At 59.7% G+C, this 12,609-nt stretch carries 6 protein-coding genes, 3 pseudogenes and 1 riboswitch; of the genes and pseudogenes, 6 read left to right on the plus strand and 3 right to left on the minus strand.

Translation table 11 applies throughout. The features are described from left to right. Nucleotides 1-30 precede the first annotated feature (30 nt). Entirely contained in the window at nt 31-1,263 is a 1,233-nt protein-coding gene (locus BVG12_RS02275) for an amidohydrolase family protein (protein ID WP_075790966.1), read from the minus strand. A gap of 271 nt (nt 1,264-1,534) precedes the next feature. On the opposite strand from BVG12_RS02275, the gene BVG12_RS02280 reads away from it, so the two are divergent. Next, nucleotides 1,535-2,461, plus strand: a complete 927-nt coding sequence (locus BVG12_RS02280; RefSeq protein WP_075790967.1) for an IS5 family transposase — start codon at nt 1,535-1,537, stop codon at nt 2,459-2,461. 1,478 nt (nt 2,462-3,939) lie between these two features. Here BVG12_RS02280 and BVG12_RS02285 read toward each other — a convergent pair. Together BVG12_RS02285 and BVG12_RS33740 are read right to left on the minus strand one after the other, a co-directional pair. Continuing rightward, the gene (locus BVG12_RS02285) at nt 3,940-5,892 is read right to left on the minus strand and encodes a PAS domain S-box protein (protein ID WP_075790968.1); all 1,953 of its coding nucleotides are present in this window, start codon (nt 5,890-5,892) and stop codon (nt 3,940-3,942) included. Nucleotides 5,893-5,946: 54 nt separating this feature from the next. Then, a pseudogene (locus tag BVG12_RS33740) lies at nt 5,947-6,018 on the minus strand (transposase); the annotation flags it as partial. On the opposite strand from BVG12_RS33740, the pseudogene BVG12_RS02290 reads away from it, so the two are divergent. From BVG12_RS02290 to BVG12_RS02310, 5 genes and pseudogenes are all read left to right on the plus strand, one after another. Further along, nucleotides 6,018-6,195, plus strand: a pseudogene (locus tag BVG12_RS02290) (IS3 family transposase); the annotation flags it as partial. The pseudogenes BVG12_RS33740 and BVG12_RS02290 sit on opposite strands and share 1 nt — an antisense overlap. Nucleotides 6,196-6,497: 302 nt before the next feature. Then, entirely contained in the window at nt 6,498-7,859 is a 1,362-nt protein-coding gene (locus BVG12_RS02295; protein ID WP_075790969.1) for a Fic family protein, read from the plus strand. 415 nt (nt 7,860-8,274) lie between these two features. Beyond that, a complete protein-coding gene (locus BVG12_RS02300; RefSeq protein WP_075790970.1) occupies nt 8,275-9,396 on the plus strand; it encodes a tyrosine-type recombinase/integrase in 1,122 nt (373 codons plus the stop codon). Between the two features lie 458 nt (nt 9,397-9,854). After that, a pseudogene (locus tag BVG12_RS02305) lies at nt 9,855-11,000 on the plus strand (IS5 family transposase). A 174-nt stretch (nt 11,001-11,174) separates the two neighbouring features. Continuing rightward, nucleotides 11,175-11,269: riboswitch (yybP-ykoY riboswitch) on the plus strand. A gap of 87 nt (nt 11,270-11,356) precedes the next feature. Then, complete coding sequence (locus BVG12_RS02310) at nt 11,357-12,607, plus strand: IS256 family transposase (protein ID WP_075790971.1); 1,251 nt, start codon at nt 11,357-11,359, stop codon at nt 12,605-12,607. Nucleotides 12,608-12,609: the final 2 nt, after the last annotated feature.

The following is a 12,609-nucleotide window of genomic DNA, read 5'->3' on the forward strand; positions in this document are numbered from 1 at the left end:
GGTGGGACCGGCAAGGATTGCCGGCGTGCCCTACCCAAGCACTGCCGCGCGTTGTAATGCTCCCACAGGCACCTTGTGAAACTTCCCATTCTGCATGATCGCCAGCAGCTTGTCCGGCTGCTGGAGGATGCGGATGTCGGCCACCGGATCGCCGTCGACCAGCAGCAGGTCGGCAAGGAACCCCGGTCGAATCTGGCCGAGTTCGTGCTCCATGCCCATCAATTGCGCACCGAGGCGCGTCGCCGCGACCAGGGTCTCGGCCGGCGTGTAGCCGAACAGCTTTACGAACAATTCGAGGTCGCGGGCATTGGCACCGATCGGGTTCCACGGAAAACCATAGTCGCCGCCGGGCAGCACCCGAATACCGCGGCGCCGCATCTCGCCATACACTTCCTGGTTGCGCTCGATCTGCTCCACGAAGCCTGCGCGCTCGACCACGTCGCGCGTGAAGCCGAATGCTTCGCCCAGGTAGGCCTTGGCATACACGATGCCAATCGCCGGCGCGACAAAGATGCGGTCCTTCGCCGCTTCGAGCATGTCCAGCGCTTCGCTGTCCGCGTAGGTGCAGTGGTAGACAATGCGAAAGCCGTGCCGCACCGCCATCTTGACGCTGTCGCGCGCTTGGGCGTGCGCCGCCAGCCATACGCCGGCTTCCCGTGCTTCCTCGGCCGCCGCCGCCACCTCGGCTTCGGTATAGTGAACCTGCATCGAACCGCCTGGGCCGAAGGCATCGTCGCCGGACAACAGCAGCTTGATCGAGCCGACGCCTTCCTGCGCCATGGCCTTGACGAACGCGCGAATGCTGTCGGGACCGTCGCGCTCCTTGTCGGCCCCTGCGGGCCGCTCGAACGTGGAACTGACCAGCCGCGGGCCTGGCAGGTAACCGCCGCGCAGCTCCTTCTGCAGGGCGATCTCGAAGCGTGGCCCCTTTGAGCCAGCAGAATACGCGGAGGTGAAGCCGGCGTCGAGCAGGACGCGGGCGTTATGCGCCGTGACGAGCAGGTGCTCTTCCGGCGGAATGGTCCTTTCCTTAAAGATGCGGCCGACCGACGACAAGAAGGACAGATGCGCGTGTGGCTCGATCAGGCCCGGCATCAGCGTAGCGCCGCCACAGTCGATCACACGCGCGTTATCGGCGGGGATTCCCCCGGGAGCTTGCGCCACTGCTCGGATACGCGGACCTTCGACCAGCACCTCAGCCCGAAAGCGGTCCCGGCCACTGCCGTCGAAAAGTTGAACGTTCTTAAAAAGTATTGAATCCATGAATCTCCTCTACATGCCGGACGACCGGTTCTCCACGACTGGCGAGGGCCGCTATCGTGTTTGTCCTGTCTGGTCGAGCATATGTGTTCGGGATCGGCTTGCCCACGCCTGAATATGCAAAGCAGCAGTGCACGTTCAGCAAAAGAGTGGACCTTCGTCGCAACCGAGCACCACGAGCGCGAGATTCGCTAGCCAAACGTCGAGCGCGCATGGCGGTTTGATGCGAAAGAACTGCACATATGCCGGGCCGGGCCACGGGTAGACTGACGGGATGAGTGCACCAGCCGAACCGAAATACCGAACGACCAACTGGAAGGACTACAACGAAGCGTTGAGAACGCGCGGTTCGCTGCTGGTTTGGCTGGACAAGGACATGCGCTGGCACGGCGGCGCCAGCCGCAAACGGGGCCGCAGCCCGACGTACAGTGAGGCGGCGATTCAGTTCTGTCTGACGATGAAAAGCCTGTTCAACCTGCAGCTGCGGCAGGCGATGGGCATGACGCAACGCCTGCTAAGGTTGGCCGGTCTGGACTGGCAGGTGCCCGATTTCAGCACAGTCGGCCGGCGCCAGAAACATCTGGCGGTTACGATTTGGGCGCGTGCGACGACCACGGGATTGAATTTCCTGGTGCACAGCACCGGCATCAAGATGCTCGGCGAGGGCGAGTGGAAAACGAAGAAGCGCGGGGCCGACTATCGGCGTCAATGGCGCAAGGTCCATCTTGCAATTGACGCGACCACGCTGGAAATTCGGGCCATCGAAGTGACCGGCACCGGCGACGCGCCGCTGCTGCCGTGCCTGCTCGACCAGATCGGCAACGATGAGCCCATCGCGAGCGTCAGTGGCGACGGCGCTTACGACATGAAGGACTGCCATGAGGCCATCGCGCGGCGAGGCGCTGAAGCAGTCATTCCAACTCGCAGGAACGCCAAGCCATGGAAGGACCGTCGGCCGGGCGCCGAAGCGCGCAATGCGATCCTGGATGTCACGCGCCGCCTCGGACGGAAAATATGGAAGAAATGGACTGGCTATCATCGACGCAGCCTCGTGGAAACCAAGATGCGTTGCTTCAAGCTGCTGGGTGAGCGTTTTATGGCACGTGACTTCGACCGCCAGGTCGCCGAGTTGCAGATGCGCGCCGCCATCCTCAACCGCTTCACGTGGCTGGGCACGCCCAGGACGGTCGCCATGCCGTGATTCCGTCCGGGGTTTGGAGTATTACGCGCCCAGCTAGATTATTCAACAAAGCCGTGCTCCACCTGGCTGCTGCAGGCCATTTTTGCAATAAAGCCGCTCGAAACCAGTCCTTACGGAATTGCCTGCCACCCAGGAAGCGGATGTGCTCTGACAATATCCGATATCCGCGTGTTTAGTGTAAAGCTCAGGAAGCTCGTTTCACGGCACGTCGGCTGCCTCTAGGAATCGGCGAAGTTCCACTTTTACTTCATATCTTCAGAAGTCGCAGTCTTACTTCATAAACAGTTCCACTCTTACTTCATCGGACGGTTCGCTCCATGTGGCGCCGGCACGTCGACGTAAGTCATTGATTTTTAATGCCTCGGTTTTGATCCGGCGGCGAACAATTGCCAATTCGCAAAGGTTTCGCGGGCGAGTGGCACTTTTACTTCATAAACAGTCGCACTTTTACTTCATCGAACCCCAGGCAGGCGGTCGGCAGGGTACTTGCTTTGGCGAGTGGCATGTTTAGTTCCGAAGCCGCGGCACATTTGCTTCAACAGACGACATCGGAGCCAAGCGGCCCGATGACCTGGACAGGCCAAAGATAAGTTCCGCAGGTACATAGACCAGGGACCCGAATCGGCAGGTTTTCCGTGACACGTCACGGCATCGCAGGCGATCGCTGTCGAGGACGAACGCTCAGGCCCGATGCTGGCATGCCAATACATCCTGGCTGGCCTCTGTCGGAAAAACTAGACGACGGGCCGCGCAAACCCGACGGCTTCGAAAAATTGTCGAGAGACCGATAATGAACAGGCGTTGATGTGTGAACGACTGAATTTGGCTTGGCCAAGCACTGGCGTTTCCCTAGGATTATGGCAGTCCAGTACCTTGGCGCCAAAGCGAATCAAGAACACTGGCCGCCGCGCTCTTCAGACAGGAGAGAAACGGGCAAAAAATACCCGCCGGGAGGCGGGTTGAATCTATTTTCTTGGAGGAAGATAGAGGAGACATAAGCATCATGCTGCATCGCACAAGGACTGTCCAATGACGGTTCGTGATACCTGAAATGCGTCCAACCCATGTCTCATCAGACTATGATTTAAACTCGACATTATCAAAAATATTGTCGATTTATAATTTCTCCCTACTACACTCCGTCGAGCCCTCGCGCGTCACGCCAAGCGTTGCTGCCGTCCTCAACGTAACTGAGGTGCCTAAGATCACTTGTGTCGTCGCTTCGAATATCTCGGGCGTCCGATCTACGCAGAACATACAATTGCGACAGTAAAGTCTCCCGGTCCTATCGAAGTCATTACGGTGCGAACTACCGGTTTCGACGCCGCGCCGGCGACGATAGCTTCGGCTGCGATCGAAAACGTACCGGTCGTGGGAGACTCACGCAAGGCGACGTTCGTGTCCCGCCAGCTAGCGAATTCCGATCGGCCTGAACCGACTCCGGCGAAGCGCATCGTCTCCGGCGACCACGGCATGGGCTACGGTGAATGCCGCAAACATGTGCTACGCCGATCAGGTAGGACCCGCCCTCGCCCGGCCTTTTTCGCTTCATACATCCAGTAGTCGGCTTCCTTGACGAGATCAGCCCCCGACACGCTGCTCTCAGGCGTAAAGATGGCGATACCGATACTTGCGCCGACAGTCGCGCCCTGCCCGCACAGGTCGACAGGGGCCGAGATCTGCTCGACGACCTTCTGTGCCACCGCATGCGCATCCGCATACGTATCCGTCATGTCTTCCAGGAGCACCGTGAATTCGTCACCGGCCAGGCGGAATACGCTGTCGGTCTTGCGCACCGTATCCTGCAGGCGCCGGGCGATCTCGCACAGCAGCTTGTCGCCCGCCTCATGGCCGTGACTGTCGTTGACGGCCTTGAATCCGTCCAGGTCGATGAACAACACGCCCAGCATCTTGCCGGTGCGTCTCGAGCGCGCCTGTGCGATGGGAAGGCTTTCGGTCAGGGCGCGTCGGTTCAGGAGCCCGGTCAACGCGTCGTGGCGCGAGTCGTACTCCCGCTGGGCCTCGAGCGCCTTGCGCTCCGTGATGTCGTGCAGGAAGGCGCTGAAGATTGTCGTGCCTTTCACTTCCAGCGCGGTGATCCGCACTTCCACCGTGAGACCGGAGCCATCCTTGCGAACAGCCGGGAGTTCAAGGCGCTGGTTCAGGACGGATGCGGAACCGGTCGCCAAATAACGCGCCATTCCGCGCCGATGCATCGCGCCCATCTCGGCCGGAATGATCAACGCGTCCAGCGGCCGCCCGACCGCCTCGCCGGCGCACCATCCGAAGGTCGTCTCGGCCTGCCGGTTCCACTCGCGCACGATGCCATCCCGGTCCAGGCCGATGTAGGCATCGTTGGCGTTCTCGATCACGCTGCGCAGCTCGGCTTCCCGGTCCTTGAGCAATTGTTCGGCTTGCTGTTGAAGGGCCATGGCACTTCGCAGCATGGCAACCGCGTCGTTCAATTCCCTGGTACGGGTCGCGACACGCGTTTCCAGATCGGCGTGCAGCGCCTGCAGTTTCGCTTCGGCCTCCTTCTGCGCCTGGATATCCTTAATGGCCGCGACGTAGTACAGCAGCTCACCATCCGGCCCGGTTTTCTTCGTGACGTTCAGGTTGATCCAGACGAGGCTGCCATCCTTTCTGACGTAGCGTTTCTCCAGCTGGTATTGGTCGATCGTGCCGGCTTCAAGTTGCCGTAGCAACGCGAGATCCGTGTCCAGGTCCGGTGGATAGGTAATGTCGCGGAATGTCGTCCGGTACAGTTCCTCCGGCGCGTAGCCGACGATTCGGCACAATGCCTCGTTGACGCTTAGCCAGCCGCCATCCGGTGCCACCATTGCCATGCCGATACTGGCAAGGTCGAAGACCGACCGGAATCGTGCCTCGCTGTATGCGATCGCATCGCCGGAGCGCTCGACGCTATGACGCGCGACTGCCAGCGCCTCGCGGTAATGCATTTCTTTCGTAACGATGTCGGCGAGGTCCCGCAATGCCTGCAGATCCTCGGCGGACAACCACCGCGGTCTCGAGTCGATAGCGCACAGCGTCCCCAGCGCGTGACCTCCGGCGCTGCGAATCGGTACACCGGCATAAAACCTGATGTTCGGATCGCCGTTGACGAGGGCATTGTCCTCAAACCGCGGATCGGCGGTGGCATCGGAAACGACCAGCGGCGCACTCTGCAGTATGGCATGCGCGCAGAAGGCGACCTCGCGGGAAGTCTCCCCGACGTCCAGTCCAACGCGCGACTTGAACCATTGGCGGTCCTTGTCGACCAGCGAGAACACGGCAATGGGCACACCAAGCAGGCGCGTCGTCAGGCGGGTGATCTGGTCGAAGACCGGTTCCGGGGCAGTATCCAATATGTCGAGGGACTTGAGCAGTTCCTGACGCTCCGATTCGTCGGAAGGAAGAGAGGCTGCAGGCATGTAGTAACTCGTTAAGTGGACCGAGGCTTGAAGGGCATCTGCTCGGCACTTTATCAGACCACCGAACTTGGCGCGCCATTTGTAAAACGTCGTGTTGCTGATGCCGTGCTCGCGGCACAGCTCCGGTCGCCGAGTCGTTCTTCAGCAGTTTGAAAGGAGCGCATCCGCAAGCGCATCTACAAGACGCGGGACCTGGCCCGCGCCGATATCTTCGACTACATCGAAGTCTTTTACAATCGAACCAGGCGCCACAGCCATCTGGGTGGTGTTAGCCCAGAGGCATTTGAACGCGCCTCAGCGTGAGATCGGAATTTGTCTACTGAACTGGGGGAAGTCCAGTTTGCCTATTTCGCAAGCACGGTAGTGGAACCCGCATGAATACTCGTTTTCATTTCCTAATAAGCCAACTTGTCCACAGAAAATGTGGAGAAGTTTGAACAGGCAAGCGCACATAAGCATCAGTTAGTGGTTCTATCGGCCCTGTGAACGGTACGTTCGGGCTACACGAAATATTGCTTATATGATAACGCCTTGCTGTCATATTTGGCGCAGTTCTTTAAACTGCGCCATAATTGCGCCAATCTCTTAAACGGCGCCAACGCCCAATGCGATCGACGACCGATGTGCGTAATAATATTCTGTCATCCATCAATGGTTTGACCTTGACGGAATTGTTGACCAGGCATCCTGATCTGGCGCGCCGTACGGTCCAGCGCGTGATCGCGAAGCTGATCGATGACCGCGAGATCATCGCGGTAGGGGAAGGTAGGGCGCGTCGTTACTTCCGGACTGCGTCACGTCCCGACGCTGGCGTACCTGCCCTGGTGTCGGATGGCTTTCCCGCATTCATTCCCTTATCGGCCGACAGCCTGGACATCATCGCCTATATCGATCAGCCTCCGGAAGCGCGCAACCCGGTGGGCTACCAGCGCGAGTTTCTGGATGCATACCAGCCGAACGCGACCTGGTACTTGTCCGAGTCACTGCGCCGCCAACTACGTACGATGGGCCGGACCGCGGAAGCGGCGGCGCCCGCAGGTACGTACAGCCGCGCCATCCTGAACCGCCTGCTTATCGATCTGTCGTGGGCCTCGAGCCATTTGGAAGGAAATACGTATTCTCGTCTCGACACGCGCGAGCTCATCGAACACGGGAAAGCTGCACGCGGCAAGCCCGCCATCGAGACGCAGATGATCTTGAATCACAAGACTGCCATCGAGCTGTTGGTGGAAAACATCGACAACGCGGGTTTCAATCGCTACACGCTGATGAACCTGCACAGCGCATTGGCGGAAAACCTGCTGCCTAACCCGGCGGACGAAGGCCGGATTCGCCAACACGCGGTCGACATCGCGAAAAGCGTCTATCGTCCCCTGTCCACACCGCAACAAATCGAAGATACGCTCGATCTGCTACTCGACAAGGCCGGCCAGATTCGTGACCCGTTCGAGCAGTCGTTTTTCATGATGGTGCATTTGCCGTACTTGCAGCCGTTCGCCGACATCAACAAGCGGACCTCGCGGCTGGCCTCCAATCTGCCGCTGTTTCGCGCCAATCTCTGCCCCCTGACATTCCTCGATGTGCCCGAGCAGGCCTACAGCCGTGCCACGCTGGGCGTGTACGAGATGACGCGCGTCGAGCTGCTGCGAGACCTGTATGTTTGGGCTTACGAACGCTCGACCCAGGAATACCTCGCCATCAAGCAGAACCTGGTTGAGCCCGATCCCTTGCGCCTGGCTTGGCGCGATCTGATCAAGAGCACCATTCGCGCCATCGTTCTCCACCCGGAGCGCGAACCGCTTGCCTGTATCGCGCACACCGTTTCAGAACAGGTACCCCGCCACGAGCAACCTGATGTACAGGCGCTGATCGTCGAAGAACTCAGGCGGCTTCACGAAGGTGTGCTGGCACGATACGGTCTGAGGCCGTCCGACTACGCGGCCTGGAAGTCGGTACACAAGCATTGACGTGCTACCTGGCGGCGCAGTCGTGGACATTCATATCAGCCGGTGGGATTGAAGGGTTCAATGGGAACCGCGAGCGCAAGCACGTATTTCAGGAGTAGAGCGATTACAAAGTAAGTTGGATCCCAGTTAAGCTAAACCATAAATGAAATTAACTAACATACGATTCAAATCCACCTCACTCCAGACACGCCGCGGGCTACTCAACGTCCGCCGTCGCCTGCTCGCAAACAATCAGGTGCTAAAAAAGCAAAAAGTACAAGAAAGAACAAAGAGCGAGCAAGGAATGCCCTCCGGCACGTTACCGCCAGTCCGTAGCAGTCGCATCTCCTTGGGGTCGACAAATATATGTTAGTTAATGTCATTTATGGTATAGTCAAACAAGTAGCCTGATCCATCCGATTCAGCCGAGACAGCCATGAACGATCCTAAACAGTGGGATGCGAATCCCGTCGCTTCCTTCGACACTTTCATTCAAGGTCCCGAATTCGGCCGTACCAGCCACCGGCTCGGCCTGACCGAACCCAAGCCTGTCTCCAACAAATCGGCGCACATTTACCGATCGATGTTCGGGAAATTCGCCTTGTGGCTCGCACGGGAAAACAAGGCGTTCACACGCGTGGTCGAGCAGGACCTGATCCGTTTCATTAGTCAGAACCGGGCCCACGGAGAACAGAACAGCCTGATCTCGCGCCGCTATCTGCGCCTGCTGGAGCGCTGCTACCACCACCTGCAAATCAGGCCCAACCCCGCGACCGCCGCACTGCAGGTCGCCGGCGCGAATGGGTATATCGCCCAGGATCACGGCATGCAAGTCCTGGATGCCTCGGATATCGCTGCCTTCGTCAACGCCCTGCCCCCTCTCAGCCCGCCTGGCCCGAACCGCGCCGGCCGGCCACCAAAGGCGTGGAAACGCCGGCGCGACCATGCCATGCAGGCCACGATGCTGTTCGCCGGCCTGCGGGTTGCGGAGGCGATCGGCCTGCGGCTGTCCGAAGTGAACGATCCGTTCGACGGCGCATTCGGCGACGACGGCATCGTCCTGGCCCTCAGTCCGGAAGGCAAGCACGACACCAGCCACGCGCATGACACGGTGTTGCGCGCCTACGGTGCGCAGGCATTGCGCACCTGGCTCAGGGAACGCGAAGCGCTCGGCGTGAAAGGCGACCTGGTGTTCCCGGGCGATCTCGCCGGGAAGCCGATGTCGGCGGTGACCGTGTATCGACAGGTCCGGGCGACGTTCGGACGCGCCGGCATCGACGTCGACCACAACGGCGGCCGCACGTTGCGCAATACCTTCGCCGTGGAAGAACTGCGGGAAGGCCGTACCAGGGGGATCTCAAGAGACTCCTGGGCCTGGCGCTCGAACGCTCGGCGGGCATCTACGAGGTCGCGAAAGGAAAGACACGGGAATGAAGGTATCGGAAATCTCCAGCATCCTGGCCCGGGCCGGCCTGCCGGCGCTGACACGCGAGCAACTGCACGAGCTGGCCGGCTGCGACGCCGGCAGGGTTTTCGGCCAGGCGCTGCGCGCCTTTGACGAGGGCGACCCGGCGCAGCGCGACGTGCTCGAGGCAACCGTGCGGGCGGCGGCTCCCGGCGTGCGCGCCACGTTGCGCGGCCTTGGCGCCAACCTGCCACTCGACCAGCTGGTGACGATCGCCCGCAAGGAACAGCGCCGGCTGTTCGATGCGCTCGACGCAATCGCGCAACGCGGCGCACCCGCAGCGAACGCCAGGCGCTACCTCTGCGGGCTGGGAGTCATTCCGGCCTTCCCCGATGCACCGACCACGGAACCTGCGGCCGCCCCCTATTACTCGTTCAAGGTATTCGGTACAGGGGCCGCGCTGTGCATCGCCGAGGCGCAGACGCGGGCGACGCGCCAGTACACGGTAAAGGGGTAACTACAGAATTTGGAAAAAATAGTACGCTAAGAGGGTGTAGACAAAATCAATAACGTAGCTGTGGCATGCTATCCCGATGTCGAAGGAGCATGCCATGGCAACGAGAGATCGACTCGACGGCATTGAGCCGTCAAGCAATGCAGGAGGCAGGCCGCCGGCATTGAAGCCTGAGCATATCGCGGTTTTGCACGATATCGTGGCGGAGCGCCCAGGCTAGCTTGAGTGAAATCGCCGACGAGCTGCACCACCGCTGTGGATTACGCGTGTGCGATGCAACGATTCGTCGTGCGCTGCGTGCACAAGGCATCGTACGACTCAAGCCAGTGCGTCGGGCGTGTGCGGAGCGAGCCGAGGGCGCCAAGCGGTATGGCTACACGGCAGCGCACCGACGCGAGGACATATCGCCGTACAGCACCAACTTGACAGACGCCGAATGGGAGCTGGTCGCTGATTTGTTCGAGCGAGTACCGGGACAACGAGGCACGCCCGTGCATTACAGCCGCCGCGATCTCGTGAATGCGTGCTCGTATGTGCTTCGAACGGGCTGCGCCTGGCGACTGTTACCCGAGTCGTTCCCACCCTGGCAGGCGGTGTACAAGGCGTTTTCGCGCTGGGTTGGAGCCGGCGTATTCGAGCTGATGCAGGACCGGCTGCGTGAACAATGGCGTGCACGCATGGGACGCGCGAGCACCCCGAGCGCAGCGGTGATCGATGCACAGTCCACTCGCGCCTCGCCGCAGGGTGGCGAAAGCGGATTCGATGCAGGCAAGAAGGTCAAAGGGCGAAAGCGCAATCTCGTGGTTGATACGATGGGGCTACTCATCGCCGTCACGGTCACCGCCGCGAGCGTGCAGGACCGGGATGCTGCCGCAGCCGTGGTTACACAAGCGTGCGCCAAAAGCCCTCGGCTAAAAAAGCTTTATACCGATGGCGCATACGGCGGGAAATGTGCCCATGACATCGAGCGGACGCATCATCTTCGTGTCGAAGTCGTTCGTCGTCCAGGTAACAGCACGATCGGAACGCTGCATGATTCCAAGGCGGCACCTGGGCCAACTGCTGTTTTCAACTCAGGATTCACGATCCTGCCCAAGCGCTGGGTCGTTGAACGAACCCACGCGTGGACCGAACGCTGGCGCCGCACAGTGATGCATCACGACGCAAACTCGCTGTGTCGGCGGCTTGGGTTTGGCTGGCCGAGGCGCGTATACTACTCAGCAGGCTCGCGTATCAAGGTTGATTTTGTCCACACCCTGTAAGAACGCCTACCAAAACCTATTAGTAACAAAAATGGCAACCGACGCCGGCACGGAGTTATAGACAATTTGCTCATCTAAGCCAAAGCTGCCCATGCGTTGCGTCTCCAGCTTTTCACCGGAACCAATGGACGCTACGTATTTGCACTGTTACAATACCGCCCGTCATTGGGGAGTAGCTACCTTTCTCTGAAAGGAGCTTGCGTCAACATCCTTGGCCAGCAGGCCATGGCGCAAGCGGCTCGTCGAGCCTTGCAAGACCTTTGGCCATATTGCGAGGGTGTAAATAATATTGTGTAAACGGTCATTTGGCAGGACACTGCCGCCATTAGGAGAAACGATGACCGTTGTAAAGCGTAACAAGCGGGCCAAGCCCGATCCGGAACTGCTCAAACTTGCCGACGGCCTGCTGGCAAACTACCAGAAGCCCGAGGACCTGATCGGCGAAAATGGGCTGCTCAAGCAGCTCACCAAGATGCTGGTCGAGCGCGCGCTGGAAGTCGAGATGACCGACCACCTGGGCCACGACAAAAGCGGCGAGGTGACCAACAGCACTGCCAACACCCGCAACGGCCATAGCATCAAGACGCTCAAGGGCGATTTCGGCGCGCTGCCGCTTGACGTTCCTCGCGACCGCCAGGGCACGTTCGAGCCGCAGATCGTCGTCAAGCATCAGACACGCTGGACCGGCTTCGACGACAAAATCATCTCGCTCTACGCGCGTGGCCTGAGCGTGCGGGAGATCCAAAGCCATCTGGAAGAGATGTACGGCACCGAGGTGTCACCGACCCTCATTTCCAACGTCACGGACGCTGTCAGCGAGGATGTGAAGCTCTGGCAGGCCCGCCCGCTCGACGCCGTGTACCCGATCCTCTATCTCGACTGCATTCACGTCAAGGTGCGCGACAACGGCGCGGTGCGTACCAAGGCGGTCTACCTGGCCATCGGCGTCAACATGGATGGCCACAAGGAGGTGCTGGGCCTGTGGATCTCCCAAACTGAAGGCGCGAAGTTCTGGCTGCAGGTCGTGACCGAGCTAAAAAATCGTGGCGTGCAGGACATATTCATCGCCTGCGTCGACGGCCTGAAAGGCTTCCCGGACGCCATCGAGGCGGTCTACCCGCAGACCTCGGTTCAGCTGTGCATCGTTCACATGGTGCGCAACAGCCTGAATTTCGTGCCCTGGAAAGCGCAGAAGGAAGTCGCCGCCGATCTGAAGTTGATTTACAGTGCAGCCACTACCGACGAGGCTGAACTCAGGCTTGCCGAATTCGAAGATAAATGGGATAAACAGTATAAACCGATAGGTCAGTCCTGGCGCCGTAACTGGGCGCGCGTCATACCGTTCTTCGACTACCCGCCGGAAATCCGAAAGGTGATATACACCACGAACGCTATTGAATCGATTAACATGAGCCTGCGAAAAGTGACCAAGGCCCGCAGTTCCTTTCCGACCGATGAAGCTGTCAGCAAGCTGTTTTATCTTGCCCTGAACAACATCAGCAAGAAGTGGACGATGCCGATACGGGACTGGAAAGCTGCGTTAAACCGCTTCGCCATCCAGTTTGAAGACCGGGTGCCGCAGACTTAAAC

The sequence above is a fragment of the Massilia putida genome (assembly GCF_001941825.1).
GTDB classification, from domain to species: Bacteria; Pseudomonadota; Gammaproteobacteria; order Burkholderiales; family Burkholderiaceae_D; genus Telluria; species Telluria putida.

Bases quoted from the DNA above. Each gene is read 5' to 3' on its own strand.
- BVG12_RS02280 (WP_075790967.1), top strand. From the start codon at position 1,535: ATGAGTGCACCAGCCGAACCGAAATACCGAACGACCAACTGGAAGGAC.
- BVG12_RS02310 (WP_075790971.1), top strand. From the start codon at position 11,357: ATGACCGTTGTAAAGCGTAACAAGCGGGCCAAGCCCGATCCGGAACTG.
- BVG12_RS02300 (WP_075790970.1), top strand. From the start codon at position 8,275: ATGAACGATCCTAAACAGTGGGATGCGAATCCCGTCGCTTCCTTCGAC.
- BVG12_RS02275 (WP_075790966.1), bottom strand. From the start codon at position 1,263: ATGGATTCAATACTTTTTAAGAACGTTCAACTTTTCGACGGCAGTGGC.
- BVG12_RS02285 (WP_075790968.1), bottom strand. From the start codon at position 5,892: ATGCCTGCAGCCTCTCTTCCTTCCGACGAATCGGAGCGTCAGGAACTG.
- BVG12_RS02295 (WP_075790969.1), top strand. From the start codon at position 6,498: ATGCGATCGACGACCGATGTGCGTAATAATATTCTGTCATCCATCAAT.